Genomic DNA, 25,020 nt, shown 5'->3' with positions numbered 1-25,020 from the left:
GTCACGCCGGATCGGCGTCGAGGAAGGCCAGCGTCGCCTTCGCGTCGGCCTCGTCGATCTCGTACATCGCCAGGCCGAGGTGGATCAGCACCCAGGAGCCCGGCGCCAGCGTGCCCGGTTCCAACAGGACGGCCGGCGCGGTCTCGTCCTGTCCCTCGACGACGCCGACCTCGCCGCGGCCAACCACACCTCCGGCGGGGTCAAGGTGGACACGATCGTGATCGACCGGGACGGACGGAACATGTTCGACGGGCGGCGCCTGCTGCGCAGCCTGATGAGCTACCGGATCGCCGACGCGCCCGCGCCCCTGCTGGCCAACTCGGTCTTCGAATCGTTCGGGGACTTCGTCGCCGACGCGCTCGCGCGACTGCTCCGCGCCCAGCCCACCGACGTCGTCGTGTGCGCCGGAGACCTGCTGGCCGAAAACGCGGTGCTGCGCGCCCGCATCCGAAGTGGGCTCGTGCGATCGCGCCTGCCGGTGCTCTTCGCGGAGGCCTCGGCCTCGCCCGCGGTCAGGTGAAGACGATCTGCCCGCCCGCGGCCAACTGGTAGAAGTCGCCGACCGTGATGATCTTGTCCTGCACCGGCTCGATGAAGTCGTCCGGGCCGAGACCGAACAGATCCACCGACGCCTTGCAGGCGTACAAGCCGGCTCCGGTGTCGCCGATCATCTCGACGAACTCGGGTACCGACGGGATGTCGAGCTTGGCCATCCGGTCTTCCATGTAGCGCGTCATCAGCCCGGAAACGCCGGGCAGGCCGCCGATCCACGTGGGGATGTGCAGGCCCGGGTTGCCGACGGAGGCGAGCTTGACGCGCTTCTGCCTGCTCTTGTGAACGGCGTCCAGGCCGAAGAACGTGAAGAACAGGTTCGCCTCCATGCCCTCGGCGCGGGCGCCGTTGGCCATGATCAGGCCGGGGTAGATACCCTCCAGCGAGCCCTGGGAGATGACGATGGAGACCTTTTCGATCGCGTCGTCCATGTGATGCTCCGTCCTTGTTAAATGCAGCCGATCGGCTTGGGAATGCCGGCGATTCGCGCGGCCACCTTCGCGGGTCCCTTCGGGAACAACTGGTAGAGGTCCTTGATGCTGACGCCGGAGCTTTTGCTCAGCGCGCGCACCGACGGTCCGCTGCCGCTCTGCTCGTATTCGTGGCGCATCTGTTTGACGACCTGCCAATGCTGGTCGGTCAGCGTGGGAACGCCCCACTCCTGGGCGATTTCAGGGGCCATGTCGGCGTTCCACTGCGTGGGGTCGGTGAAGAATCCCTCGTCGTTCACGGTCACCTCGGTACCCGCGTAGACCTTTGTCGTCATGTCACCTGCTCCTCTTGTTGTGCCACGGTGTCGAATCGTTTGCCGGAGCGCGGCATCCGGCTGGCGATGCCGGGAATGTCACGGCCGCGCAGCAACACGTTCCAGTACAGCCAGCGGAAGGCGAGCTTTCCCAGGTGGTTGAGCCGGGACTCGCGCAGCAGCGGCATCCCCACCGCCAGCGGGAAGTGCCCGGGCAACGGCTGGGTGTCGTAGTCGAAGTCGATGAGCAGCGCCTTCTGGTCCCCGCTCTCGATGAAGCAGTTCGTGTGCCCGTCGAAGTGCGCATCGAGTGGCCGGCCGGCGAGGAACTGCACGATGTTGTGGGCCAGCACGTCGCCCTCGAAGTGGGCGACCGAACCCGCCTTGGAGGTGGGCACGTTGGTCGTGTCGCCGATCGCGAAGATGTTCGGCCGTGCCTTCGACTGCAGGGTGTGCTGGTCGGTCAGCACGAAGTTCAGCTCGTCGCCCAGGCCGGCGGAGCGGCCGATGAACCCTGCCCCGCCGTGCACCGGGATCATGACCGCGAGGTCGAAGTCGACCGTTCGCTCGTCGTAGGAGATCAGCCGGCCCGCCTCGCCGTCGACCTCTCCGGTGTTGAACTCGGTGACCAGCTCGATGCCTCTGCGCTGCAGCAGGTTACCCAGTTCGTGGGCGGCCACCGGCTTGGTGAACGCGCCGTCCAGCGGCGTCACGTAGACCAGTTCGACCCGGTCCCGGATGCCCCGGCGCCGGAAATATGCGTCGGCGAGGAAACAGAATTCCAGCGGCGCGACCGGGCACTTGACCGGCATGTCGACGACGTTCACCGCGATGCGGCCGTGGTCGAACGCGGCCAGCGCGTCGTGCAGCCCCTTTGCACCCTCGAGGTTGAAGAACGTGAAGACGTTGCGCATCCACCCGGGCCCGGTCATGCCCTCGGTCTCCTCGGGCAGCAGCACGGCACCGGTGGCGATGACGAGCACGTCGTACTCCAGCACGGTTCCGTCGCTGAGATGGACCCGGTCGCCCTCGATGTCGACGCGGTCGATATCGCGCTGAACGTAGCGAATACCGGAGTGCAGTTGGCGGGCCCGGGACTTGACGAGTTTCTCGGGGCCGATCAACCCGAACGGCACGAACAGCAACCCGGGCTGATACACGTGCGCGTCATCACGGTCCACGACCGTGATGACGGCGTCGGAGAGCATGCGGCGCAACCGGTTCGCCATCAACGTGCCACCCGTTCCGCCGCCGAGGATGACGATTCGCTTGTTCACGCCTTCGAGAATCCCCGACCACCGGTCGGCGTCGCAGGGTCTTTGGTCCCCGATACCGCGGCTCAAGGTCCTCGATCCGCGGCGCCGGTGCACCGCGCACGGCACCTCAGATGGGCAGTTCCCTGCGCACGACCTTGCCCGCGGCGTTGCGCGGGATGCTCGCGACGATCTGGATGTCGCGGGGCTGTTCGAAGCGAGAAACCCGGTCTTTCAGGTACTCGCGCAACGCCGCGATGTCGGTGGCGCGGCCCGGCTGGAGCACGACGAAGGCGGCCAGCCGATGGCCGAACCGCTCGTCGGGCACCCCGACGACCGCGTTGTCGGCGACGTCGGGGTGTTGGGCGAGCGCGTTCTGCACCGCGCGCGGGTAGACGTTCTCCCCCCCGGAGATGATCATGTCGTCCTCGCGGCCGACGATGTAGAGCCGGCCCGCGTTGTCGAGATAACCCATGTCCCCGGTGCTGGTCATGCCGTCGACCACCGCTTTCGTTCCCCCGCCGGTGTAGCCCTCGCCGGCCAGGTCGCCGCCGACGAAGATGCGGCCGGTGACGCGCGGCCCGACCGGCCGGTCGTGCTTGTCGAGGATGCGCACCAGGGTGCCCGCGACCGGTTTCCCGACGGTCTCGGGGGCGTCGCGCAGGTCGGCCGGCGTCGCCAGCGCGCCGATGCCGACCTCGGTGGAGCCGTAGCCGTTGTAGAGGATGTCGCCGTAGGTGTCCATGAACCGCTGCCCGAGCGTGGGATCGAGCCGGTCCCCGCTGGACATCACGACCCGCAGGTGCGGCACCGGGTTGCGCGCCCGGACGCGCTCGGGCAGGTCGAGGATGCGCGCGAGCACCACCGGCACCGACGTGAACGCGTCGGCGCGATGCAGCGACGCCTGCGCGAGGGCGGCCTCGGCGTCGAAGTGGCGCTGGGTGAGCACGGTGCCGCCCAGGGCCACCGTGATCATCAGCATGCCCAGGCCCAGCCCGTGGAACATGGGCATCGCCACCGAGATTCGCGATCCCGTGTGCAGCCGGGTGCGGTCCAGGATCGTCACCCACACACCCACCGCCGAACGCAGCTGCGGGGTGCGCGGCACGCCTTTGGGCGTTCCGGTGGTGCCCGAGGTGAGCAGGACGATGCGGCCCGGCGCGGCCACCCGTGGCCGCGGGTCGCCGTCGTGCACCGTGGCCGTCGCCGGGTCGACGACGGCCACCGACCGGTCGGCGGCGCGCACCCGCTCGGTGAACTCGTCGTCGGCGACCATCGCGGTGATCCGGTGACCTTTGAGCGCGGCCGCCAGCGCGTCGGTGCGGAACTCTGTGTTGACCAGCACCACGTCTGCGCCGAGGAGGGCGGCGGCGAAGAACCCCTCGACGAAGCCCCGGCCGTTGCGGCACATGACCCCGACCGCCCCGCCGGGGCCGGCGCCCTCGCCGGCCAGCCGGCGCGCCAGCGCCTCGGCCCCCCGCTGCAGGTCGCGGTAGCTCAGGGCGCCGTCGTCGTCGACGATGGCGGACCGGCGTGGCCAGCGGGCCGCCGTGATCGCCAGCAGGGTGTAGGGGTTGGTGCGGCTGCGCCCCGCCTCGTGCAGGAGCCGGTACGCGGCGGCCGGGGACAGCGGGCTGAGCAGCCCGGAGCGCAGCAGCGCCCGGGTGGCGGTGGTGAGCACGCCGTCGGTCATCGCGCGGCCTCGTCGGTGTCGGTCTCGGTGAAGAACCGGCGGTACCACAGCCGGGCCGCCTGGTCGGCCGGTCCGGCCAGCAGCACCGAGGCGAGCTCGGCCGGCCACACCCAGGGCGGTTCGACGGAGCGCGGGCGTTCGATGACCGCCTTGGCGATCGCGTCGGCGGCGCCGTCCGGCGACAGGCCGGGAAGCCTGCCCAGCACCGGCGTGGGCTCGATCATCCGGGTGCGGACCAGCGCGAAGTAGACCGACGTGACGGTCACGCCGTCGGCGTGCAGTTCCGGTGCGACGCTGCGCAGCCAGCGATCGAAGGCCCCCTTGGAGGCCTGGTAGGCGCCCCACTGCGGGCCGGGCACCACCCGCACGCCGACGCTGGAGACGTTCACGATGTGCCCGCCGCCGTTCTCGCGCATCGCCGGCAGCAGCCCCAGCAGCAGCCAGATCGGCCCCAGGTAGTTGATGTCGATGGTGCGCCGGAAGTCGTGCGGCCGGTCGTACTGCTGGTGCAGCGAGCGGCGCAACGACTTGCCGGCATTGCTGACCACCACGTCGAGCGGGCCGTGGTCGTCGATGATCTGCTTGGTCAGCGCGCGGACGGCGGCCTCGTCGGTGAGATCGGTGGGGTAGGCGACGGCCTGCCCGCCGCCCGCGTTGATCGACGCCGCGAGGTCGTCGAGCCGGTCGGCCGACCGGGCGACCACCAGCACCGTCGCCCCGGCCGCGGCCAGCCTGCGCGCGGTCGCCTCCCCGATCCCGTACGACGCGCCCGTCACCAGGGCGGTCTTGCCGGAAACGGCGCCGCGAAGCCGGTCCGGATCGGAGATCCGCGCCGGGTTGGCCAATCGGTCGGTGGCCGCTTGAAGGGCCTGCGCTATCACGTTCACCTTTGACTGCCGCATCCGCTGGAGTGCACGCCGAGGGGTGGCTCTGGCTCAACCGTGCGCCTCGACCGTTCTACAGCTAGCAGACCACACGGCGTCGCGAACGCCTTTCGGCGGCCCCGGTCAGTCGTCGATGAAGCCCTTGTTGCGCATCAGGACGTCGGCCAGGAAACCGTCGTGCGGGATCTCGGGCGCCCCCTGGAAGGTCGGGTGGCGGCCACGGTAGACGTTACTCACGGTCGGTTCGGCGAGCAGCGCGTCGATCAGCGCGTCGTCGCCGGTGATCGCGGTGATGACCAGGGAATGCCGCAGCGGCGCCACGCCCGCAGCGGGCGACCAGGGCGACACCCACACGCACGGAAACGGCAGTTCGGTGTTGAGCGTGTCGGTGAGCCGGCCCGCGCCGGGCCCGGCCAACAGGTGCACGGCCGGGCGCAGGGCGGCGCACCCGTCGCCCACCTCGGCCACCACCTGGTCGGCGCCGAGCAGTGGGGTGGTCCCGGCGGCCCGGGCCGCCAGGTGGCTCGCCAGCGCGTGCGCCTTCTCGAGCGGCTGGGTGGGCAGGACGGCCCGCTCGTCCCCGCTCGGCAGGGGTTCGATGGTGGCCAGGCGTTCGGCGATCGCCGCGGCCAGCGGCGCGGGGTCGCCCTCGCAGAGCACCGCGGTGGTGTTGACGCAGGCCATGCCGCCCAGGTTGGCGATCGAGTCGACGATGACGTCGAGGTGCTCGCGCCAGTCGCGGTCGGCGGTGATCAGGATCTTCGCCCGTCCCGGCCCGTTGACCACCACCGTGGGGTCGGCGGCGTACTTGTCGACGACGTCCTGCCCGCCGTAGACCATCGCGAGGTCGGCCGCGCGGATCAACTCGTCCGCCCCGCCGTGATCGGTCGGCAGGTAGGCGGCGTCCTCGTTGCGGAACCCCGCCCGGCGCAGCGCGGTGACCAGGCGGTGCGCGGTCAGCGGCTCGCGCCGCGACGGACGCACCGCCACCCGGTAGCCCAGCGCGAGCGCCTGCGGCCACAGGCCGTGCACACCGGGGCCGTTGCCGGCGGCGTGCACGGCGAACACCTCGCCGCGGCGCACCCACACCGCGCCCCCGCCGCGGATCCGCTCGTCGCGCCAGTCCGGCGCCGCGCCGACGGGACGGGCCGGGCGCACCGCGGCGAACGCGCCGCCGACCGCGCCGGCCACTCCGCGCGCCCCGGCGCGGGTGACCGCGATCGGCAGCCCCGAGATCCGGCTCGCCGCAGCGACATAGCCCTCGAAGTCCAGTCCCGCGATGGTCGCGGCGGCGAAGACCTGCGCCGCTTCGGCCAGCGCGGCCTCGCGTTGCGCGAACGGCAGCGGCCGGGCCTTGCGCTGCGCGGTGAGGGTTCGCGAAACATACAGCGGCGGAACGATGCTCAGCTCGGTCACCGCGTCGCCGGCCGCGCCGGGGAGGGTTTCGCGGTTTCGGGTGCGGTACTCGCCTTGCGGGCCGAGCGCATCGATGTGCACCAGATCGCCTTTCAGTACACGCCTTCGATGACGGCCTCGCCCTCGAAGGTGCTCACCGGCCGCACCGCGCTGACCGAGTCGCCGACCTGACCCGCCGGTCCCGGCATGCGGACGGCCAGGTCGCGTTCCAGGTTGTTCGGGATGAACATCCCCTTGCTGACGTGGTTCATCACGACCCGGCCGAGTTCGCCGTAGGGCACTTCCGCGCCGGTGTCGGGGTCGACGACCCGGAACACGACGTAGGGGCTGCGCGGGTCGAAGACGAACGTGCCGTCGTCGGCGGTCCGGGTGACCGCCTGGGACAGCACCATGGTGCTGCCGAAGGCCATCGTGATGGTCGTGGCCGGGAAGATGTCGCGCAGCAGGTCGAGCGTGTCGGCGTCCACGTGCGCGCCGCTGAGCAACAGGTAGCGGATCTTGGCGTTCACCAGGTCCACCACGCGGTCGTCGCGGGCCATCGCCTGCACCAGCGGCGGCGTGGCGTGCAGGTTCGCGACGTCCTGCGTCTGCAGGACGAAGACGGCCTGTTCGATGACGTGCTCGACGTAGGCCGCCACCTCGGCGGCGGCGTTGCGGGCGGTGAGCTTCTTGACCCAGCGCGGGTCGATGTCGATCGGGTGGAACACCGACCCCAGCCGCTCGGAGACCAGGCGCGAGAAGTAGCCCACCCCGTGCGGCCCGCTGGGCATCAGGCACAGGAAGCCGCGCCCGGGCAGGAAGCCGCCCGTCGCGAAGTCCTCGGTCTGCCATTCGACGACCTGGGCACACCAATCCGGCAGTTGCGCGGTGCGTTTTGGGGCGCCGGTGGTACCGCCGGACTCGAAGATGCGGGGCAGCGGCGCCGGGTATCCCTGAGCGGCGTAGCCGCGGGGAACCAGGTCCTCGACCGGCACGGCGCGCAGTTCGTTGACCAGGTTGGGAAACCGGCGCAGGTCGGCGAAGGTCGTGACGTCGCTACGCGGGTCGAAGTCCAGCGCCTCGGCCGTGCGCAGCCAGAACGCCGAACCGGTGTCCGGACCGAAATGCCAGGCGATCGCGGCCCGCAGGTAGGCCTCGGGGTCGTCGATCGGCGCCGTCCTGGGGACGTCCAGCAGCGCGAAGTCGATGTCGGCCATGCCACCGATCCTGTCACAGGACCCGCGCGGCAAATGGCTTCGGCTGCCGATTGGCTTACGGCACAGAGAATTTCGCTTCCGGTCACGCGCCGTTCAACTGTTCAGGCGCCGTTGTGCAGCCCACGCGGATCGACCCCCACGCGGCGCCACGCTCTGGCCGCCCAGGGCAGATAGACCATCGACAGGGGCAGGCGGTTGATGAGCGGGTTCAGCGCCCGCATGGTGGCGGCGAACCGCTGAAAGCGCCTCTCCTTCTTGTCGTTCCAGTCCAACTGGCACACCGCACGCATCTGCGGGGGCAGGGTGCCCACCAGGACCAGCCGGGTGTAGGCGTTGAGCGGCGCGGACAGGACCTTCCAGATCGGCGCAGGGATCCGGCGCGGACCCGGTATCCCCTTGCGGATGTAGCCGGTGCCGTACAGAACGGTCTTGTGGGGGACGAACCGGTCGAGCATCGCATCCCAGTAGGCCAGGAACTCGTCGTAGGTCTGCGGCTGCCCGCGGTCGCTGACCCCGTAGAGGCCGTACCAGGTTTTGCCCTCGTCGAAGATCTGTTCCTTCTCCGCGCGGGACAACCGGCGGATGAAGGTGTCGGCCGTGTAGATGACCTGGTCGACGAAAGTGGCGTGCGCCCAATAGAACAGCTCGGGATTCAGCGCGTGGTACCGCGAGCCGTCGCTGACGGTCCCCTTGATGGGCCTGTGGAAGTCGCGGACCTTGCGGCCCCACGTGTGCGGGTCGCCGGAGTAGACGGTCTCCATCAGGGGCGGCGCGGTGCGCCGCGCCCGGCCCAGCGTGTCGCTGAACACCACCGAGTGGTCGAGCACGCCCTGGGCGAGTTGCTCGATGCAGTTCTCGACCCCGGCCGTGCGCTGGAAGCCGAAGAACTGCGTGCGGTGATCGCCGTAGAACTTCCAGATCAGCGAGTCGGGCCCCAGCCGCGGTGTCGCGTCGGGGCCGTCGTCGACCAGCACGGGCACCGCTTCGCGAACATCACGGTCGAACCGGGATCCGGCGGTCATGCTCACCCCTCGTCGGCGCGTGCCCTGCGTGATTCATTGACACAAAATAGTGTCTTTGTGTCAGGCTAACATTTCTACGTCGAGATTGCAGTGGGGGTCGTGATCCATGCGGTTTGACAACCCTGGCGGCGACCTCGGCGAGAAGGCCCACAAGGCCGAGAAAGCCGCGAAAGCCGACGTCGACCGGGTCATCCTGGACACCGCGCGGGCGGTGTTCGAAACCTACGGCGTGCGCCGGGCGAACATCGAGGACGTCGCCGCCCGCGCCGGGGTCAGCCGCAGCACCATCTACCGGCGCTTTCCCAGCAAAGACGCCCTGTTCGAGAAGGTGGTCCGCCGCGAAGCCGGCCACTTCTTCGCCACGCTGGACCGGGCCACCGCCGGATGCACCCCGCAGCAGGCCGTGGTAGAGGCGTTCGCCCTGGGGGTGCGCCTGGTGCAGGACTCACCGCTGTACTCCCGGATCGCCGAGAGCGAACCGGAGTTGTTCGGGCTGTTCTCGCGTTCCGAGGTCTTCCCGATCCGGCAGTTCGCCGACGGGATCGCCCACACGCTGCGGCGCTGCGGCGCCGATCTGCCCGACCCCGAGCTGGCCGACGTCGCCGACATCCTGCTGCGGGTCGCCCTCGGCATCATCGTGTTCCCCACCGACCGACTCGACACCGCCGACCCGGCCGCCGTGCGCGCCTACGCCGCCCGCTACCTGGTCCCGATCATCGGCGGTCGGCAAAGGGCAGACCCCGTCGGCGACCTGGATTAGCCTGGACGCGTGGTGCCGGTAACGCGGACCAGGTACGTCAGCTGCGGCGAGATCGACATCGCCTATCAGGTCTTCGGCGGCGGCCCGGTCGACCTGCTCGTGCTGCCGGGGCCGTTCATCCCGATCGACTGCGTCGACGACGAGCCGTCGATGTACCGCTTCCATCGGCGGCTGGCCTCGTTCGCCCGGGTGATCCGCTTCGACCACCGCGGGATCGGACTGTCCTCGCGGGTCCCGTCGCCGGACATGATCGGACCGGAGTCCTGGGCGAACGACGCGATCGCGGTCATGAACGCGGCCGGGTGCGAGCGCGCGACGGTGCTGGCACCCAGCTTCACGTCGCTGGCCGGCATCGTCCTGGCCGCCGATCACCCCGACCGGGTGAGCGGCCTGGTAACCGTCAACGGCGCGGCGCGCACGCTGCGCGCCCCGGACTACCCGATGGGCTCCGACCTGAGCGCGGCCGACCCGTACACGACGACCGCCATGGAGCCGGACGCCGTCGAGCAGGGCTTCGACCTCCTCGGCATCATCGCGCCCAGCGTCGCCGACGACGACGCCTTCCGCGCCTGGTGGGACATGGCCGGCAACCGGGCGGCGTCACCGAGCATGGCGCGCGCCTTCGTCCGCAAGATCAGGGAGGGCGACGTGCGCGACCGCCTCGGCCGCATCGCCGTGCCGACGCTGATCCTGCACCGCGACAATCCGGCGTTCAGCCCCGTGGCGCACGCCCACTACCTCGCCGAGCGCATCCCCGGATCGCGCCTGGTCGAACTCGCCGGCGGGGACGCCCTGTACTGGGTCGGCGACACCGGCCCGATGCTCGACGAGATCGAGGAGTTCGCCACCGGGGTGCGCGGCGGCTCCGACGCCGAGCGGCTGCTCACCACCATCGTGTTCACCGACATCGTCGGCTCCACCGAGCGGGCCGCCGCGCTCGGCGACCGCCGGTGGCGCGACCTGCTGGACAACCACGACGCCATCGTGCGCCACGAGTTGCAGCGGTTCGGTGGCCGCGAGGTCAACACGGCCGGCGACGGATTCGTCGTGACGTTCAGCAGTCCCAGTGCCGCGCTGGCCTGCGCCGACGCCCTCGTGGACGCCGTCCGGGTGCTGGGCGTCGAGGTGCGGGTCGGGATTCACGCGGGCGAGGTCGAGGTGCGTGGCGCCGCGAAGGACGACGTCGCCGGCATGGCCGTGCACATCGGCGCGCGGGTGGGCGCACTGGCCGGCCCGGGCGAGGTGCTGGTGTCCTCCACGGTGCGCGACATCGTCACCGGGTCGCGGCACCGGTTCGACGACCGCGGCGAGAGCGCGCTCAAAGGGGTGCCGGGTCGGTGGCGCCTGTACGCCCTGTCCCGCGGGCAAGCCATCGTCAGGCGTTAACTCATCCCACATTCGCCGGACAGTCCGGCGCCCACCGCCCGGCGTAGGCTACACATGAGGGACATCCGAGCCGAGAGCGCCAATTGCGGCGTACAGCTTGGCATTTGATCGAAGGAGCACCCATGACCGATGTGCACGTCTCGCTGCCGCCCGCGCTGCGCCGCGCGATGGACCTGCTTACCGATCCCCCGGCCGACCCGGACGTCAGCAGGGGATATCTGGATCTGCTCGGCACCGCACCGGCCGGGGACGCCGGCGTCGCCAAGAACACCGGCCCGATCCAGGCCGCGTGGGCATCGCCGATCGGGTCGATGCTCTACGACAACGCCCAGGCCCTGTCGCGGCGGCTGATCAGCGCCTGGCGCCACCCCGTCGAGTGGCTGAACATCCCGGCCGGGGGCACGGCGCTCGACGTCGGCTCGGGCCCGGGCAACGTCACCTCGTCGCTGGCGCGCGCGGCCGGCCCGGACGGGCTGGCGCTGGGTGTCGACATCTCCGAGGCGATGCTGGCGCGGGCCGTGCGCAACGAGGCGGGCTCGCAGGTCGGCTTCATCCGCGCCGACGCTCAGCGACTTCCGTTGCGCGACAACACCGTCGATGCGGTCGCCTCGATCGCGGTGCTGCAGCTGATCCCGGATCCGGCGGCCGCCCTGGCCGAGATGGCCCGGGTGCTGCGCCCCGGCGGCAGGCTGGCCGTCATGGTCCCGACAGCCGGACGCGCCGCGCGGCTGTGGCAGATGCTGCCCAACATCGGGGTGCGCGCGTTCGGCGACGACGAGATCGGCGACATCCTGGAGGACAACGGGTTCGCCAGCGTGCGCGTCACGAACCTCGGGACGCTGCAATGGGTGCGCGGCAAGAAGGGCTGAGCCGGCGCTGAGGACACCGGCTCGCCGGGCTCAGGCTTCCCGCGCCAGCTCGGCGAGCCGGTCCAGCGACGCCCGCAACCGCTCGGGCGTGGTCGACCGGGCCCGCTCGAGGCGGCTCTGGTCGGTCAGCGCGGTCCAGTCGTAGGTGTGGGTCACGCTGGTGAGGTCACCGGCGAGCGCCTCGAGCTGCCAGCGCCACAGGTGGCCGGGCGGCTGCTTGCCCTTTTCTGCCGGGAGCCAGGCGATCTGACTGCCCTCGATGAACTCCACGACGTGGTTCTCCCGCACGGCGCCGTTGGTCAGCGTCGTCCTGAAGATGTCGCCGACCTGGCGCACGCGCTGTCCGGGGGCAGCCGAGGCGAGGTTGTCGTTGCCGTCCCAGCTCGGCTGCCGCGACGGGTCGGCGATCAGTTCGAAGATTCGCTCGGCGCGGGCCGAGATGACGCGGGTGGCGCTGACGATGCGTTCCTCGAAGTCGGACATACCGCTATCCAAACACGTCGCGACTCACCCCGCCCGAAGCGCCTCGACCGGTCCGCGCCCTCAGCAGCGTTCGGCGCCCCTGCGCATCAGGCGCGCGTCGGCGGGGCCCGGGGCCGGGCGCCGCCTTCTCTTCAGCACGGCCTGCAACGCGTCGCAGGCCCGCGCCCTGAGGGGCGCGACGACATCGAGGCTGGTGGGGTCCTGAGGGATCCAGTCCTGCAGCGTAGGCATGGGTGCCTCCCCTTAAATCTGTTCGGCCGCTTGACCTCACTGAATTGCACCGCGGTCGTTTTACGGTCGCACGGCGACCGGGTAAACGGCGCGAGAAGCCGGTTGTGGTGTCGGACACAATCGCGGGCACCGCGCCGGCCCCGTCACACCGGGCCGGCGGTTCGCGCGCGGAACCGGCGCAGGTAGCCGACCAGGCGGTGCGCCGGGATCGCCGTAGGCCAGTCGTCGGCACGGAAGTACGCGTCCGATCCGCCGTCGACGAACACGACGCTGCCACAGAGGAAATCCGCAGAGTCCGACAGCATGAAACACATCCAGTCGGCCATGTGCCCGGCCTCGCCGAACCCGCCCAGCGGAACCGGGAACGACCGCACCGCCTTGGCCTGCCGCGGCGTCGAAAGCTGTTCTTGCAGTAGCGGAGTCATGATGGCACCGGGAGCCAGCGCGTTCAGGCGCACCCCGGCCCCCGCCCACTCCGGCAGCACGGCGTGCCGGCGCACCCAGCGGCTGACCGCGATCTTGGACGCCGCGTACATCATCGTCGGTGCGCCCGGCCCGTAGAACCGCACCGCCCGTACCGCCTTGTCGGCGTCGTGGGCCAGCAGGGCCCGCACGGCCCGGCCGGGGACCGCGGGCACGGTCGTCGTGGAGTTGCTGGCGACGACGACGACCTTGGCGCGCCCGGCCGCGGCCAGCGCCGGCCGCCAGGCGACCAGGGGCTCGACGACCCCCAGGTAATTGACCTGGGCGATCTGGCGCACCCGGTCCCGGCCTGGGCTCGGACCCAGACCCGCCGCCAGCACCGCGCCGTCGAGCCTGCCGCCCGCGGCCGCCAGGACGGCGTCGGCGGCCTCCCGGCGCCCGTGCGGCGTCGACAGGTCGGCGATTATGTCGGCGTCTTTGACGTCGACGCCGATCACGGTGTGGCCGTCGCCGTGCAGCCGCTGCACGGTCTCGCGGCCCATCCCGGACGCCGATCCGGTGATCGCGTAAGTGCCCATGAAATCTCCGTTCCTGCCAGGGGAAGTATGCCGCCGGGGCCCCACTGTTAGGTTGCGGGGATGCACAACCAGATGCCCTGCGTCGACCCCGGCCGGCTCGAGTCGGACCATGTGCCGCTGGCCGAGTCGATCCGCCGGCTCATCGACGTCAGCATCCGCACCGAGGCGGGCGCGGCGGAGGTGGCGGCCGCCAAGGCCCGGATCGACAGTGCCGCAGACGAATTGAGCCGGGCGCTGCGGCCGGGGCCGTTCGGTGTGCACCGGATGCCCGACGGCCAGACCATCGCATGCGGCAACGCCGTGGTCGGTGTGCGCAACCCCGTCGCGCCGCCCCTGGTGATCCATCACGACCCGGACGGGCTGGTGTGGTCGGAGTTCGTACTGGGCGTGGCCTACGAGGGACCGCCGGGCAAGGTCCACGGCGGCGTGTGTGCCCTGGTGCTCGACCATGTGCTCGGCGCGGTGGCCCACCAACCGGACAGGCCCGCCTTCACCGGCACGCTGACCCTGCGTTACCGACGGCCGACGCCGCTGGAGCGGCCGCTGCGCGCGGAGGCGCGTATCGAGCGCACCGAAGGGGTGAAGATCTTCGCCGTCGGCCACCTCGCGGCCGAGGACGGCCTCACCGTCGAGGCCGAGGGCGTTTTCATCCTGCCCAGGCAGTACCGGGGCTGACCCTCACTTCAGCGTGTCGTCGACCCAGGCGCGCAGCGCGGGCAGCGGCGCGGCACCGGACTGCCGGGACAGCACCCGGCCGTCCCGCATCAGCAGCAGCGTCGGCACCGCGCGGACCGCGAAGCGCTGAGACACCGCGGGTGCGGCGTCGACGTCGACCTTGACCAGCTTCAGCCCGCCCGCCCGTTCCCGCGCCAGCTGCTCGAGGGCCGGGCTGACCGTCCGGCACGGACCGCACCACGTCGCCCACAGGTCGACCAGCACCGGCACCGACGCCTTCTCGGCGACGTCGGCGAAGGTGTCGTCACGCGCATCGACGATCCACGGCAGCCACTGCCGGCACTGCGCGCAGCGGGGTTTGCCGGCAGTGGCTGCCGGCACGCGATTCTTCCTCCCGCAGTGGGGGCAGGCCACGACGCGCGAGTTCTCGCTCATGCCGCGGCCCTCGTCGCCGCCCGCTCCACGTCGAGGAGCTGCTCGCCACGCCGCTCCTCCGCGTAGGCCGTGCGGCCGCCCCGGACCCCGAACAGCCGTTTCGACGCGACGAGGTAGACGACGGCGGCCACGTTGATTGTGAAGGTGACCGCCCGGGTCGTCGTGACCCCCTTGGCCAGCTCGGAGATCTCCAGCGGCAGGAACACCGAGGTGGCGACCACCGCGAAGTACTCGCCCCAGCGTTGCAACAACCACAGCCCGACCCCTTCGACGACCTCCACCAGGGCGTAGACGGTCAGCGCCACGGTGAGCAGGGTCAGCGTGGATGCCTTGGCCGCCAGCGCCTTCTCCAGTTCGTGCACCGCCGTCATCTGGTCGACCTGGAATCCGCTGGCGCGCAACAGGGGCAGGTCGCGGTCCAGCGTGGCCTGGATGGATCCGCGCGCACCGCGGAACTTCCACACGGCGTAGGCCGCCAGCGCGATCAGCAGCGCCCGCAGCAGGCGTTCGGCCCCGAGGGCCCGGACGATGATCGCCTGGCGCAAAGCCTTGCCGCGCAAGACCGTCGGGGCGTCCGTGGTGGCGCCGCGGCGGCGCGGCTCGCCGAGAACGAACTCCCCGCAGCGCAGGCAGCGCCACACCGGTCCCACGGCCGTGTCGCCGCGCAGCCGGTCGGCCAGCGCCTCGTCGTCCGGCACGAAGGTGGCGTGCCCCGCGAGGCCGCAGGTCACCAACTCCCAACGGTCGCCACCGCGATCTACGTGCATGACCACCGATCATCCAGGGCGGTCGGCAAAAGACGCAAGAGGGCGCGCGGGGCGGTCAGAAGCGCCGCTTGCCGCGTGGGCGCACCGGTACCGGGCTCGCCTCGCCCAGCAGGGCCGTCAGCCCGGCGACGGGTATGTCGTCCAGGTGGTCGACCGCGTCGACGATCTCGGCGCGCGGCGCCTCGCCGCAGCAGGGTTCGGCGAGCCAGTGGGACTTGCCCACCACGCGTGCCCAGGACATCGGCCGGTTGGGAGACCCCTCGTATTCTCCTCGCTCGCAACCGAATTCGCGGTCTTCGCGCGTCACCACGCGCACGCGTGCGGCGGTGCGCTGCGGGTAGCCGGCGGTCAGGTCGGCGGCGGGTGTGACGTCGACACGCGCGAGCGGGAACCGCACCGGTCCGGCTGCTGTGCGCCGACCACGAAGTCGGCGAGGTCCGCCACGACCGAATCGGGTCGTCTCAACCGGCCCGCTCGACGGCGCCCGGCGGCGGGGACTCGCTGATGGCCGTCGTCTCGTCGGTGAGCTGCTTGCCGATCGTCCGGACCTGGCGGGCGCTGAGCGGGCACAGGGGATGCACGGCGACCATCAGGCCGACGTGGTGGCGATGGTCGAAGACCGGTGCGGAGATGGTCACCACCGGCTGCTTGCGGCGTCCGGGGTTGTCGTCGGAGAGAAAACCTATGGCGGTGAACTCGACGAGCAACTGGTCGACGATGGGGCGCACCGACGACGGCATTTCGTCGCTGTCCAGGGTGGCTACGGCCTGCACGGCTTGGGCCAGCGTGGGCGTGGTCCAGTCGACGTCGAAGCCACGCTCGCGCGTGTGTGCCAGCACCTGCTCGAGCCGGTGGGTGCGTTCCGGGTTGTCGCCGGCACCGCGGCGGATCCACGCGCGTTGTTCCTCGTCGGTGTCCCAGGCGGCGAAAGCCACACCGAACGGCGGCGCATAGGGGATCCGGTCGCCCGGGATTCCCGCCGGCGCGGTGGCGGCTTCGTTCTCGAAAGCGGTCACCACCAGTGAATCACCGAACCGCTCGACCACGGAACTGGCGTAGCCGACCCTCTTGGACAACCGCAGCGACGCGGAACGGGCCGCGTTCGCCAACGGCCGGGCGGTGTCCGTGCGGGCGGCAACCACGGCCAGCGCGGGCCCGAGCGCGAACGTCTTCGTCACGGGGTCGCGGGTGGCCCAGCCCCGGTCGCACAACGTCTTGAGGATGGCGTGCGCCGTCGCCTGCGTGAGGTCGAGCTCGCGCACGACGTCGGAGAAGCGCAGGCGCGTATTCGCCGACCGCGTCAGGAGCTCCACCACATCGAGCACCCGGGCGGTCGGCGCGGACGTCGACCCACGAATCGCTTGACTCCCTTGTTCCGGCCTTCGTAAGGTTATCCCGAACATTCGAGATTTAATATCGATTATTCGAGAAACTGCGTTTCGCCCGGCCCGCCCCGATCGTGGTCCATCCGAACGGAGACGCCCCATGACCGACCAGCAAGATCGCCAGGACATCTCCGATCTGTTGGTGCGCTATGCCACCGGGATCGACCGCCGCGACTGGCCGCTGTTCCGCACCGTGTTCACCGACGACTGCGAACTCGACTACGGCGAGATCGGCGCATGGAGCGGGGTGGAGGCCGTCACCGATTTCATGGAGCGGGTGCACGCCCCGGCGGGCCACACGCTGCACCGCCTCACCAACCAGGCCATCACCCTCGACGGCGACAAGGCCATGGCGCGAACCTACGTCGATGCGCTGATCATGTTCGGCGACAACCAATCCGGAGCCAACGGGATCGGCTTCTACGACGACGAGATCGTGCGGACCCCCGACGGGTGGCGCATCGCCCGGCGCCGGTTCACCGCGGTGCGCGTCGCGACGGTCGGGAACGCTTAGATGACGTTCGCGGACACCTACGGGCCGTGGGCGCTCGTCGCGGGCGCGTCGGACGGGGTGGGCGCCGCCTTCGCCACGGGACTCGCCGAGCGCGGCGTCAACGTGGTGCTGCTGGCCCGGCGCCAGGACGTGCTGGATGAGGTCGCCGCCGGGATAGCGTCCCGCACGTCGGCCCAGACGCGCACCCTGGCAATCGATCTCGCGCAGCCGGGCGCCGCGGCGGCGATCGCCGAGGGCACCGGCGATCTGGAGATCGGGTTCCTCGTGTACTGCGCGGGCGCCGACCCCGACTTCAAGCCGTTCCTGGCCGGCCCGCTCGCGGCCGCCGAGGCGATGGTGCAGCGCAACTGCATGGTGCCGATGCAGCTGTGCCACCACTTCGCGCCGGCGATGGTCGCGCGCGCCCGCGGCGGGATCGTCATCTTCGGGTCGGGTGCCGGGCTGGCCGGCGGGCCCAACATGGTCGCCTACGGCGCTTCCAAGGCGTTCGACATGGTCTTCGCCGAGGCGCTGTGGGCCGAACTGCACGACAAGGGCGTCGACGTCCTGGGCCTGATCCTGGGCAAGACCGACACGCCCGCGCTGCGGCGGCTCGAACACAGCCGCGGCCAGATCGACTCGCCGGACGACGTGCCCCCCGGCGCCGCCGCCGTGGACGACGTGATCGCGGAGGCGTTCGAGAACCTGGCCAACGGCCCGACCTGGTTCGTGGGTGAGGACCTGCGCGCGGCGACGCAGATGATGGGATCGCTGACGCGCAACCAACTGGTGCGGCTCATGGCGCAGGCCAGCGCCGCGGCGATGGGCGCCGATCGGCCCGAGTAGGCCGCGCACGGACGCCCGGGCCGGACGGAACCATGCGGGCCGCCGGCCCGTCGGACTCAAGTGTGGGCCAACGCGACAGCAGGGGTTTGCCTAAGTTGTGAGTTGGCCCACCCGAACTTTCGGATCCCCTTGTGGGAAAAGGCGACCCACTGACGCTTGGGTCGCGCGCCGCATTGCTGACCACCGACTCGGCGGGTAGCTTAGGTAAGGATTCGCTACGGTAGCCGCGCTCGAAGAGTTCGAAGGATGACGATGCTCGCCACAGACAGGCCCGCGGCCGCCGGGGCCTCGCGTCACAGGCGTCGCACCCTGAGCCGCTCGGCGCTGATCACGGCGACGTTCATCGCCCCCGCGGTCGTCGTGGCCGTGGCCGGCCTGCATCCGGACCCGGTGGCCGCCCTCCTGATCTTCGGGGCCGCGGTGGTCTCGGCCAGCTTCCTGCTGGCCTGGGCGGCCGAGGCCGCCCAGATCGACGTCTCCAGCGGGCTGGCGACGGCGGTGCTCGCTCTGATCGCGGTGCTGCCCGAATACGCCGTCGACCTCTACTACGCGTACGTGTCCGGCCACCACCCCGAGTACACCCAGTACGCCTCGGCCAACATGACCGGGTCCAACCGGCTGTTGATGGGGCTGGGCTGGCCCGTCGTCGTGCTGATCGGCATCCTCGTGGCGCGCCGGGCCGGCGCCGACAGACCCGGCGGGCTGGCGCTGCAGCCGGCCAACCGCGTCGAACTCGGCTTCCTGCTGATCGCCGGCGTGTTCGCGTTCGTCATCCCGGCGAGCTCGCAGATCCACCTGGCCTCCGGGGTGGCGCTGCTGGCCTGGTTCGGCTTCTACCTCTACAAGGTCAGCCACGGCGACGTCGAGGAGCCCGCGCTGATCGGCACCGCCGCCGCCCTGGGCGAGCTGCCCGATCGCCGCCGCCACCTGGCCGTCGTCTGCCTGTTCGCGACGTCGGGCGCGGTGATCCTGTTGTGCGCCAAACCGTTCGCCGACAACCTGGTCGCCGCCGGCGGTGAACTGGGGATCGACCGGTTCCTGCTGGTGCAGTGGCTCGCGCCCCTGGCCTCCGAAGCCCCGGAGTTCATCATCGCGACCATCCTCGCCGCGCGCGGCAAGGGCACGGCCGCCATCGCCATGCTGATCTCGGCGAAGGTGAACCAGTGGTCCCTGCTGATCGGGTCGTTGCCGCTCGCCCACCTGCTCGGCGGCGGCGGACCCTCGCTGGCCCTCGACCCGCGGCAGGTCGAGGAAATCCTGCTCACCGCCACGCAGACCATGATGGGGGTGGCGCTGCTCATGGGGCTGCGCTTCCACCGGGCCACGGCGTGGGCGCTGCTGGTGTTGTTCGTCGTCCAGTTCCCGATCGCCTCGACGCACGGGCGGCTGCTGCTGTGCGGCGTCTACACCGTGGTGGCCCTCGCCGGGCTGGCCGTCAACCGCCGCCATCTGGCCGCCACCGTGCGGGCACCGTTCTTCACCAACGCCCTTCGGCACAGCGGTCACCCGCACGACGCGGTGCCCGAACCCCGGCTCCCGACGTAGCGCCCCGGCGTATACGGTCCACGTATGACTCGAGTGTCGGTGATCACAGGCGGTGCGGGTGGCATGGGCCTGGCCACGGCCGCAGTCGTCGGCCGCGACCACACCGTGGTGCTCTGCGACGTCAGGCAGGACCGCCTGACCACCGCGGCCGCGACGCTGCAAGAACACGGCGTGACACCTACGCTCGTGAACTGCGACGTGACCGACCGGCGCGCGGTCGCGGACCTGTTCGACACCGCGAACGGCCTCGGAACCGTCGTCTCGGTCATCCACGCCGCCGGGGTGAGCCCGAGCATGGGCCCGGCCGACTACGTCATGCGGACCAATGCGCTGGGCACCCTGCACGTCAACGAGGTGTTCCACGCGGTGGCCGGCGAGGGCGCCGTGATCGTCAACGTGGCGTCGATGGCGGCCCACCTGCTGCCCGCGGAACTCATTCCCGCAAGCCAGTTTCCGCTGGCGCTGCACGACGCCGACGCCTTCCTGGACGCCATGCTGGCGGCGTGCGACATCGTGCCCGAAGAGGGGCGATCCGGCATCGCCTACGCGGTGAGCAAGAGCTTCGTGCGGTGGTACAGCCAGTCGCAGGCGGAACGGTTCAACGCGCGCGGCCTGCGCATCGTCTCGGTGTCCCCGGGGTCCATCGACACCGAGATGGGCAGGCTCGAGGAACAGGCCGGGGCGGGGGCGATGGTCACCGAGGCCGCGGTCCCGCGGTGGGGCAAACCGGAGGAGATGGCCGAGCTGCTGGCGTTCTGCGCCAGCGACAAAGCGGGTTACCTCACCGGCACCGACATCCTCAACGACGGCGGCGTGACCGCCTCGATGACGGAGCGGGCCCGGGTGGCCGCCGCGAACGGCTGAGCATCGATGCGAAGCCGCGCGGCCATTCTCTACGAGTACGGGCGCCCGTGGTCGGTCGAGGAGTTCGAGCTCGACCCGCCGCGCGCCGGCGAGGTGCTGGTGAAGCTGGCCGCCACCGGCCTGTGCCACTCCGACGAGCACATCCGACAGGGCAAGCTCGCGCCGCCCTCCGACGTGCTGAACTCTTTGGGACTGCCCGCCATGTCGCCGACCATCGGCGGGCACGAGGGTTCCGGCGTGGTCCTCGAAGTGGGTTCGGGCGTCACCGGTTTCGCGCCGGGGGACCACGTGGTGACGTCCTTCCTCGCGGTGTGCGGACAGTGCCGATGGTGCGCCTCGGGGATGGAGTACCTGTGCGACAAGGGGGCAGGGACGCTGACCCCCGGCATGCCGACCGACGGCACGTTTCGCCACCACACCGCCGACGGCCGTGACCTCGGGCATGTGTCCAAGATCGGTGCGTTCGCCGAACACACCGTGGTGGCGGCGGATTCGCTCGTCAAAATCGATCGGGACGTCCCGCTGGTGCCCGCCGCACTGCTGGCCTGCGCGGTGCCGACGGGATACGGCTCGGCGGCCCGGCGCGCGGGCGTGCGCGGCGGCGACACCGCGGTCGTGATCGGCGCCGGCGGCATCGGCACCGCGGCCATCCAGGGCGCCCGCATCAACGGTGCCGCCCGCATCGTCGCGGTCGACGTCAACGAATTCAAGCGCGAGTCCGCCCCGCGCTTCGGGGCCACCCACACCGCGGCAACGGCGGCCGAGGCGCTCGAGTTGGTGCGCGACCTGACCCGCGGCGTGATGGCCGACGCGGTCGTCGTGTCCCCCGCGATGATCGGCGAGGCCGACGTGGGCGCGGCACTCGCGCTCACCCGAAAGGGTGGCACCTGCGTGCTCACCGGCCTGCCGGCGCCGGCACTGCGCTCGGTGCCCATGGCGTTGCAGGACTTCATCCTGATGAACAAGACGTTGTGCGGCACCGTGTTCGGGTCCTGCAACCCCAAGAGCGACATTCCGCTGCTGGCCACGCTCTACGGGTCGGGCAGACTGCTGCTCGACGAGATGATCACCAGGCGCTACGGGCTCGACGACATCAACGACGCCTACGCCGACCTGGCCTCAGGCCGGCTGATCCGCGGCGTCATCGACTTCGGCACCGGCTGACCCGTCACCGGTCGGCGGGCCCGCGGTGCGGTGCACCCAGTCACGCGGCCGCAGCCGCCAGGTCCGGCGGGCGTACTCCAGCTCGGTGTAGGGCCACTGGGTGACGATGCGGCCCGTCGGCGAGCGAAAATAGCTGTCGCACTGCGTCCAGATGGTCCGCTCGAGCGCGGCGGAAAGCTCTTCGTTGTAGCGGTTTTCGGCCTCGGGGCGCACGTCGAGGAAGCCGCCCCGGCGCGCTAGCCGGCTCACCGCGCCGGCCACCAGTCGCGCGCCGGCCTCCAGGATGTAGACGATCGAGTTGCCGCCCTGGTTGGTGTTGGGGCCGTACAACATGAAGAAATTCGGGAACCCGCTGACCGCCACGCCGAGGTAGGCGCTGGGGTCCTCGCCCCAGCGTTCGTGCAGGCTCTCGCGGCCGCGGCCGATCACCTCGATACCGCTGAGGTAGTGGCTGGTCTGGAATCCGGTGGCGCACACGATCGCGTCGACGCCGACCACGTCGCCGCCGGCCGTGACGATCGACGTCTCGGTGACCCGCGCGATCGGGTCGGTCACCAGGTCGACGTGCTCGCGCTGCAGCGCCAGGTAGTAGTCGGCGCCCAGCAGCACCCGCTTGCAGCGAAACGGGTAGTCCGGGGTGAGCGCGCGGCGCAACCGTTCGTCGGGCACGGTGCGCTCCAGGAAGGATGCCGCGATCTGTGCGCGGCCGGCGGCCGTCGGATCGTCGAGTGCGTTGCCGGTGAAGTCGTGGAACTGCTTCCAGACCCGCCACCGTTCCCGCCGGGTGGCCCAGGGGTGCCGGCGGAACCGGGCCAGTTCGCCGGCGCTGAACGGGCGGTCGTCCTTGGGCACCATCCACGGGGGCGTGCGCTGAAATACGGTGACACGCGCGGCGATTCGGGCCAGTTCCGGGACGGCCTGCACCGCGCTGGCGCCGGTGCCGATCACCGCGACCCGCCTGCCGGTCAGGTCGACGTCCCGGTCCCAGGCGGAGGTGTGCATCAGGTGGCCGCGGTAGCCGGCCAGGCCCTCGATGTCGGGCAGCCTGGAGGCGCCGAACAGGCCGGCGGCGCTGACCACGACGTCGACCACCAGCGTGCTGGTGTCGCCGTCGGCCTGCTGCAGCTGTAATTCCCACTGCCCGGTGTCCTCGCGCCAGCGCGCATGCCGCACCCGGGTCCGCAGCATCAGGTGCCGGCTCAGGTCGAAGTCGTCGGCCACGGATTCCAGGTACGCCAGGATCTCGGGTTGCCGGGCATACGTGCGGCTCCAGTTCGGGTTCGGCGCGAAGGAGAACGAGTAGAGGTGGCTCTGCACGTCGCACGCTGCGCCGGGGTAGGTGTTGCGCCGCCAGGTGCCGCCCACCCCGTCTTCCCCGTCGATGATCACCAGGTCGTCGATGCCCTTGCGGCGCAGCGCCACCGCCGCGCCGAGGCCGCCGAAGCCCGCGCCGATGATCGCGACCCGCGGCGCGCGCCTGCGCCGGGTCGCGGCCCGCACCCGCCCGACGGCGTAGCGCCGGCGGGCCCGCCGGCTCGTCATGGGCCGGCCGCGGCGCCGCGGAGCACGAGCCCCTCCATCTCTCCCCGGTCCCGCCACGCCGCAAGGATGTCGGCGTACTCGGTGGGCCCGCCGAAGAAGAAGCTGCCCTGCCGGGTCTTGGCGTCGGCCTTGCCTTCCCGGTTGTAGTAGCCGGGGGTGCAGGTCGCGGCGCGTTCGGCGGTGGCGGCCGAGCGAACCACGACGGTGTCGACCCAGGCGGCTTCCGCGTCCGGTGACGCCTCGACCTCGGTGACGCCGTGTCGCAGCGCCCACGCGATGATCCACGCGGCGTGGGTGGCCTGCACGTCGAGAAGATACGGGAAGTTCACGGTCAGCCCGGCCTGGGCGATGCTTTCGATGAAACAGTTCGGAAAACCGTTGGCGCACAGGCCCTGGAAGGTGCGCACGCCGTCGCGCCACCGCTGCGTGAGCGTCACCCCGTCGCGGCCGACCAAGTCGAACCCGGTGCGGCGGCAGTAGTCCGTGCCGACCTCGAAACCCGTGGCGAAGATGAGGCAGTCGAGCTCGTAGGTCACGCCGTCCACGACTACGCCGGACTCGGTGATGCGCTGCACCCCGCGACCGTGGGTGTCGACCAGGGTGACGTTGTCACGATTGAAGGTCTGCAGGTACTCGTCGTGGAAGCAGGGGCGCTTGCAGAAGTAGCCGTACCACGGCTTGAGCGCCTCGGCGGTCGCGCGGTCGGCGACGATGTCGTCGACCCGCGCCCGGATCTCCTCCATCTTGGCGAAGTCCGCCAGCTCGATGTCGCGGCCGCGCTGCTCGGGATCGGCCACACCCGCGGCGTCGTGGCGCATCACCGGGAGCTTGCGGGTGATGCTCGTCCACGCGTCGGCGACGAGGTCCTCGGCGGCCTGCCCTCCGGCGGTGAGGATCTGGAAGTTGTCGATGCGCTCGCGCTGCCAGCCGGGCCGCAGCGTGTCGGCCCAACCGGGCTCGGTGGGGCGATTGGCCCGCACGTCCACCGACGAGGGGGTGCGCTGGAATACGTAGAGCCGCTGCGCCGCCGCGGCCAGATGCGGCACGCACTGGACCGCCGTCGCGCCGGTGCCGATGATGCCGACGCGCTTGCCGGCCAGGTTCTCCAGCTGCGCGCCGGTGTAGCCGTAGTCCCACCGGCTGGTGTGGAAGGCGTGACCGCGGAAGCTGTCGAGGCCGTCGATACCGGGCAGTTTGGGCTTGGCCTGGTAGCCGTTGGCCATGGACACGAACTTCGCGCGCATCTGGTCACCATGGTTGGTGCGGATGAGCCAGCGGGAAACCTGGGCGTCCCAGCGGATTTCGTGCACGTCGGTCTGCAGGCACGCGTCGCGGTAGAGGTCGTAGTGGCGCGCGATGCGCTGGCAGTGCGCGAAGATCTCCGCACCCGTGGCGTACTTCTGCGTGGGGATGTAGCCGAGTTCCTCGAGCAACGGGATGTAGACGTAGGATTCGACGTCGCAGGCGATCCCCGGGTACCGGTTCCAGTACCAGGTGCCGCCGACGTCGGCCGCCCGGTCGATCAGCCGCACGCTGTCCACGCCCGACTGGCGCAACCGCGCACCGGTGAGCAGGCCCCCGAAGCCGGCGCCGATGACCGCCACGTCGACCTCGTCGGTGAGCGGGTCGCGGGTGAAGGTCCCGTCCACCCAGGGGTCCTCGGCGAACCGGGCGAAGGCGCCCGACGTCTCCACGTACTGCGCGATCCCGTCGGGCCGCAGCCGGCGTGCCCGCTCCTCGGCGTATTTGGCGCGCAGCGCCTCGACGTCGAACGCCAGGCCGGTGGTCTCGGTCAAGGTCTCGGGCTCCTGTT

Annotated in this window: 28 protein-coding genes; 10 read left to right on the top strand and 18 right to left on the bottom strand. The window is 70.9% G+C overall.

The window, feature by feature from the left end:
• Nucleotide 1: 1 nt before the first annotated feature.
• Nucleotides 2-187: a HypC/HybG/HupF family hydrogenase formation chaperone gene (locus ACJ512_RS00985; RefSeq protein ID WP_407684985.1), complete on the bottom strand. Its 186-nt coding sequence runs from the start codon at nucleotides 185-187 to the stop codon at nucleotides 2-4.
• 30 nt (nucleotides 188-217) lie between these two features.
• Between ACJ512_RS00985 and ACJ512_RS00980 the strand changes: the two genes are divergently transcribed.
• The gene (locus tag ACJ512_RS00980; RefSeq protein WP_407684986.1) at nucleotides 218-520 is read left to right on the top strand and encodes a hypothetical protein; all 303 of its coding nucleotides are present in this window, start codon (nucleotides 218-220) and stop codon (nucleotides 518-520) included.
• Here ACJ512_RS00980 and ACJ512_RS00975 read toward each other — a convergent pair.
• The 8 genes from ACJ512_RS00975 to ACJ512_RS00940 all read right to left on the bottom strand — a co-directional run bounded on the left by ACJ512_RS00975 (nucleotide 513) and on the right by ACJ512_RS00940 (nucleotide 8,761).
• The gene (locus tag ACJ512_RS00975) at nucleotides 513-983 is read right to left on the bottom strand and encodes a DsrE/DsrF/DrsH-like family protein (RefSeq protein WP_407684987.1); all 471 of its coding nucleotides are present in this window, start codon (nucleotides 981-983) and stop codon (nucleotides 513-515) included. The two genes, ACJ512_RS00980 and ACJ512_RS00975, sit on opposite strands and share 8 nt — an antisense overlap.
• A gap of 17 nt (nucleotides 984-1,000) precedes the next feature.
• Nucleotides 1,001-1,318 (bottom strand): TusE/DsrC/DsvC family sulfur relay protein, encoded by a 318-nt coding sequence (locus ACJ512_RS00970; RefSeq protein ID WP_407684988.1) that lies wholly within the window; start codon nucleotides 1,316-1,318, stop codon nucleotides 1,001-1,003.
• A complete protein-coding gene (sqr, locus tag ACJ512_RS00965; protein ID WP_407684989.1) occupies nucleotides 1,315-2,574 on the bottom strand; it encodes a type III sulfide quinone reductase, selenoprotein subtype in 1,260 nt (419 codons plus the stop codon). The genes ACJ512_RS00970 and sqr overlap by 4 nt, the downstream gene beginning before the upstream one ends.
• 106 nt (nucleotides 2,575-2,680) lie before the next feature.
• A complete protein-coding gene (locus ACJ512_RS00960; RefSeq protein ID WP_407684990.1) occupies nucleotides 2,681-4,243 on the bottom strand; it encodes an AMP-binding protein in 1,563 nt (520 codons plus the stop codon).
• Nucleotides 4,240-5,145 (bottom strand): SDR family NAD(P)-dependent oxidoreductase, encoded by a 906-nt coding sequence (locus ACJ512_RS00955; protein WP_369741252.1) that lies wholly within the window; start codon nucleotides 5,143-5,145, stop codon nucleotides 4,240-4,242. Before ACJ512_RS00955 ends, ACJ512_RS00960 begins: the two co-directional genes overlap by 4 nt.
• A gap of 105 nt (nucleotides 5,146-5,250) precedes the next feature.
• Nucleotides 5,251-6,627 (bottom strand): aldehyde dehydrogenase family protein, encoded by a 1,377-nt coding sequence (locus ACJ512_RS00950; RefSeq protein WP_369741813.1) that lies wholly within the window; start codon nucleotides 6,625-6,627, stop codon nucleotides 5,251-5,253.
• Nucleotides 6,628-6,635: 8 nt separating this feature from the next.
• Nucleotides 6,636-7,739: an acyl-CoA synthetase family protein gene (locus ACJ512_RS00945; protein ID WP_369741253.1), complete on the bottom strand. Its 1,104-nt coding sequence runs from the start codon at nucleotides 7,737-7,739 to the stop codon at nucleotides 6,636-6,638.
• Nucleotides 7,740-7,840: 101 nt separating this feature from the next.
• A complete protein-coding gene (locus ACJ512_RS00940; RefSeq protein ID WP_369741254.1) occupies nucleotides 7,841-8,761 on the bottom strand; it encodes an oxygenase MpaB family protein in 921 nt (306 codons plus the stop codon).
• Nucleotides 8,762-8,867: 106 nt separating this feature from the next.
• Here ACJ512_RS00940 and ACJ512_RS00935 point away from each other — a divergent pair, with 106 nt between their 5' ends.
• The 3 genes from ACJ512_RS00935 (at nucleotide 8,868) to ACJ512_RS00925 (ending at nucleotide 11,776) form a co-directional block, all read left to right on the top strand.
• On the top strand, nucleotides 8,868-9,521 hold the full coding sequence (locus tag ACJ512_RS00935) for a TetR/AcrR family transcriptional regulator (protein ID WP_369741255.1): 654 nt from the start codon (nucleotides 8,868-8,870) through the stop codon (nucleotides 9,519-9,521).
• 9 nt (nucleotides 9,522-9,530) lie between these two features.
• Nucleotides 9,531-10,907 carry an adenylate/guanylate cyclase domain-containing protein gene (locus ACJ512_RS00930; RefSeq protein ID WP_369741256.1) on the top strand — a complete coding sequence of 459 codons (1,377 nt, stop codon included), beginning with the start codon at nucleotides 9,531-9,533 and terminating at the stop codon, nucleotides 10,905-10,907.
• Nucleotides 10,908-11,029: 122 nt separating this feature from the next.
• Nucleotides 11,030-11,776 carry a class I SAM-dependent methyltransferase gene (locus ACJ512_RS00925; protein ID WP_369741257.1) on the top strand — a complete coding sequence of 249 codons (747 nt, stop codon included), beginning with the start codon at nucleotides 11,030-11,032 and terminating at the stop codon, nucleotides 11,774-11,776.
• A gap of 30 nt (nucleotides 11,777-11,806) precedes the next feature.
• Here the strand turns inward: ACJ512_RS00925 and ACJ512_RS00920 are convergent, their stop codons facing one another.
• The 3 genes from ACJ512_RS00920 to ACJ512_RS00910 form a co-directional block, all read right to left on the bottom strand.
• Nucleotides 11,807-12,259: an SRPBCC family protein gene (locus tag ACJ512_RS00920; protein WP_369741258.1), complete on the bottom strand. Its 453-nt coding sequence runs from the start codon at nucleotides 12,257-12,259 to the stop codon at nucleotides 11,807-11,809.
• Nucleotides 12,260-12,319: 60 nt separating this feature from the next.
• Nucleotides 12,320-12,490 (bottom strand): hypothetical protein, encoded by a 171-nt coding sequence (locus tag ACJ512_RS00915; RefSeq protein WP_369741259.1) that lies wholly within the window; start codon nucleotides 12,488-12,490, stop codon nucleotides 12,320-12,322.
• A 143-nt stretch (nucleotides 12,491-12,633) separates the two neighbouring features.
• Complete coding sequence (locus ACJ512_RS00910; protein ID WP_369741260.1) at nucleotides 12,634-13,491, bottom strand: SDR family oxidoreductase; 858 nt, start codon at nucleotides 13,489-13,491, stop codon at nucleotides 12,634-12,636.
• 60 nt (nucleotides 13,492-13,551) lie between these two features.
• Here ACJ512_RS00910 and ACJ512_RS00905 point away from each other — a divergent pair, with 60 nt between their 5' ends.
• Nucleotides 13,552-14,166 (top strand): PaaI family thioesterase, encoded by a 615-nt coding sequence (locus ACJ512_RS00905; RefSeq protein WP_369741261.1) that lies wholly within the window; start codon nucleotides 13,552-13,554, stop codon nucleotides 14,164-14,166.
• Nucleotides 14,167-14,169: 3 nt separating this feature from the next.
• Here the strand turns inward: ACJ512_RS00905 and trxA are convergent, their stop codons facing one another.
• From trxA to ACJ512_RS00885, 4 genes are all read right to left on the bottom strand, one after another.
• On the bottom strand, nucleotides 14,170-14,601 hold the full coding sequence (trxA, locus tag ACJ512_RS00900) for a thioredoxin (RefSeq protein ID WP_369741263.1): 432 nt from the start codon (nucleotides 14,599-14,601) through the stop codon (nucleotides 14,170-14,172).
• On the bottom strand, nucleotides 14,598-15,368 hold the full coding sequence (locus ACJ512_RS00895; protein ID WP_369741264.1) for a DUF2127 domain-containing protein: 771 nt from the start codon (nucleotides 15,366-15,368) through the stop codon (nucleotides 14,598-14,600). Before ACJ512_RS00895 ends, trxA begins: the two co-directional genes overlap by 4 nt.
• A gap of 55 nt (nucleotides 15,369-15,423) precedes the next feature.
• Nucleotides 15,424-15,765, bottom strand: a complete 342-nt coding sequence (locus tag ACJ512_RS00890; RefSeq protein WP_369741265.1) for an MmgE/PrpD family protein — start codon at nucleotides 15,763-15,765, stop codon at nucleotides 15,424-15,426.
• 64 nt (nucleotides 15,766-15,829) lie between these two features.
• Nucleotides 15,830-16,693 carry a helix-turn-helix domain-containing protein gene (locus ACJ512_RS00885; RefSeq protein WP_407684991.1) on the bottom strand — a complete coding sequence of 288 codons (864 nt, stop codon included), beginning with the start codon at nucleotides 16,691-16,693 and terminating at the stop codon, nucleotides 15,830-15,832.
• 160 nt (nucleotides 16,694-16,853) lie between these two features.
• On the opposite strand from ACJ512_RS00885, the gene ACJ512_RS00880 reads away from it, so the two are divergent.
• The 5 genes from ACJ512_RS00880 (at nucleotide 16,854) to ACJ512_RS00860 (ending at nucleotide 21,665) form a co-directional block, all read left to right on the top strand.
• Nucleotides 16,854-17,267 carry a nuclear transport factor 2 family protein gene (locus ACJ512_RS00880; protein ID WP_369741267.1) on the top strand — a complete coding sequence of 138 codons (414 nt, stop codon included), beginning with the start codon at nucleotides 16,854-16,856 and terminating at the stop codon, nucleotides 17,265-17,267.
• Nucleotides 17,268-18,092, top strand: a complete 825-nt coding sequence (locus ACJ512_RS00875; protein WP_407684992.1) for an SDR family NAD(P)-dependent oxidoreductase — start codon at nucleotides 17,268-17,270, stop codon at nucleotides 18,090-18,092.
• A 246-nt stretch (nucleotides 18,093-18,338) separates the two neighbouring features.
• Nucleotides 18,339-19,637 (top strand): sodium:proton exchanger, encoded by a 1,299-nt coding sequence (locus tag ACJ512_RS00870; protein WP_407684993.1) that lies wholly within the window; start codon nucleotides 18,339-18,341, stop codon nucleotides 19,635-19,637.
• A 24-nt stretch (nucleotides 19,638-19,661) separates the two neighbouring features.
• Nucleotides 19,662-20,501, top strand: a complete 840-nt coding sequence (locus tag ACJ512_RS00865) for an SDR family oxidoreductase (RefSeq protein WP_407684994.1) — start codon at nucleotides 19,662-19,664, stop codon at nucleotides 20,499-20,501.
• A 6-nt stretch (nucleotides 20,502-20,507) separates the two neighbouring features.
• Nucleotides 20,508-21,665 (top strand): Zn-dependent alcohol dehydrogenase, encoded by a 1,158-nt coding sequence (locus ACJ512_RS00860; RefSeq protein ID WP_407684995.1) that lies wholly within the window; start codon nucleotides 20,508-20,510, stop codon nucleotides 21,663-21,665.
• Here the strand turns inward: ACJ512_RS00860 and ACJ512_RS00855 are convergent.
• The gene (locus ACJ512_RS00855; protein ID WP_461479938.1) at nucleotides 21,621-23,207 is read right to left on the bottom strand and encodes a flavin-containing monooxygenase; all 1,587 of its coding nucleotides are present in this window, start codon (nucleotides 23,205-23,207) and stop codon (nucleotides 21,621-21,623) included. The genes ACJ512_RS00860 and ACJ512_RS00855 overlap by 45 nt on opposite strands.
• Nucleotides 23,204-25,003: a flavin-containing monooxygenase gene (locus ACJ512_RS00850; RefSeq protein ID WP_461479937.1), complete on the bottom strand. Its 1,800-nt coding sequence runs from the start codon at nucleotides 25,001-25,003 to the stop codon at nucleotides 23,204-23,206. Before ACJ512_RS00850 ends, ACJ512_RS00855 begins: the two co-directional genes overlap by 4 nt.
• Between the last annotated feature and the right edge of the window lie 17 nt (nucleotides 25,004-25,020).

The sequence above is a fragment of the Mycobacterium cajalii genome, assembly GCF_045809005.2.
GTDB lineage: Bacteria > Actinomycetota > Actinomycetes > Mycobacteriales > Mycobacteriaceae > Mycobacterium.
The sequence above is the reverse complement of the archived record's forward strand: the minus strand, read 5'-3'. Positions and strand labels throughout refer to the sequence as shown.

Bases quoted from the DNA above. Each gene is read 5' to 3' on its own strand.
- ACJ512_RS00975 (WP_407684987.1), bottom strand. From the start codon at position 983: ATGGACGACGCGATCGAAAAGGTCTCCATCGTCATCTCCCAGGGCTCG.
- ACJ512_RS00970 (WP_407684988.1), bottom strand. From the start codon at position 1,318: ATGACGACAAAGGTCTACGCGGGTACCGAGGTGACCGTGAACGACGAG.
- ACJ512_RS00960 (WP_407684990.1), bottom strand. From the start codon at position 4,243: ATGACCGACGGCGTGCTCACCACCGCCACCCGGGCGCTGCTGCGCTCC.
- ACJ512_RS00955 (WP_369741252.1), bottom strand. From the start codon at position 5,145: ATGCGGCAGTCAAAGGTGAACGTGATAGCGCAGGCCCTTCAAGCGGCC.
- ACJ512_RS00945 (WP_369741253.1), bottom strand. From the start codon at position 7,739: ATGGCCGACATCGACTTCGCGCTGCTGGACGTCCCCAGGACGGCGCCG.
- ACJ512_RS00940 (WP_369741254.1), bottom strand. From the start codon at position 8,761: ATGACCGCCGGATCCCGGTTCGACCGTGATGTTCGCGAAGCGGTGCCC.
- ACJ512_RS00935 (WP_369741255.1), top strand. From the start codon at position 8,868: ATGCGGTTTGACAACCCTGGCGGCGACCTCGGCGAGAAGGCCCACAAG.
- ACJ512_RS00925 (WP_369741257.1), top strand. From the start codon at position 11,030: ATGACCGATGTGCACGTCTCGCTGCCGCCCGCGCTGCGCCGCGCGATG.
- ACJ512_RS00920 (WP_369741258.1), bottom strand. From the start codon at position 12,259: ATGTCCGACTTCGAGGAACGCATCGTCAGCGCCACCCGCGTCATCTCG.
- ACJ512_RS00915 (WP_369741259.1), bottom strand. From the start codon at position 12,490: ATGCCTACGCTGCAGGACTGGATCCCTCAGGACCCCACCAGCCTCGAT.
- ACJ512_RS00910 (WP_369741260.1), bottom strand. From the start codon at position 13,491: ATGGGCACTTACGCGATCACCGGATCGGCGTCCGGGATGGGCCGCGAG.
- ACJ512_RS00905 (WP_369741261.1), top strand. From the start codon at position 13,552: ATGCACAACCAGATGCCCTGCGTCGACCCCGGCCGGCTCGAGTCGGAC.
- trxA (WP_369741263.1), bottom strand. From the start codon at position 14,601: ATGAGCGAGAACTCGCGCGTCGTGGCCTGCCCCCACTGCGGGAGGAAG.
- ACJ512_RS00895 (WP_369741264.1), bottom strand. From the start codon at position 15,368: ATGCACGTAGATCGCGGTGGCGACCGTTGGGAGTTGGTGACCTGCGGC.
- ACJ512_RS00880 (WP_369741267.1), top strand. From the start codon at position 16,854: ATGACCGACCAGCAAGATCGCCAGGACATCTCCGATCTGTTGGTGCGC.
- ACJ512_RS00875 (WP_407684992.1), top strand. From the start codon at position 17,268: ATGACGTTCGCGGACACCTACGGGCCGTGGGCGCTCGTCGCGGGCGCG.
- ACJ512_RS00870 (WP_407684993.1), top strand. From the start codon at position 18,339: ATGACGATGCTCGCCACAGACAGGCCCGCGGCCGCCGGGGCCTCGCGT.
- ACJ512_RS00865 (WP_407684994.1), top strand. From the start codon at position 19,662: ATGACTCGAGTGTCGGTGATCACAGGCGGTGCGGGTGGCATGGGCCTG.
- ACJ512_RS00860 (WP_407684995.1), top strand. From the start codon at position 20,508: ATGCGAAGCCGCGCGGCCATTCTCTACGAGTACGGGCGCCCGTGGTCG.
- ACJ512_RS00855 (WP_461479938.1), bottom strand. From the start codon at position 23,207: ATGACGAGCCGGCGGGCCCGCCGGCGCTACGCCGTCGGGCGGGTGCGG.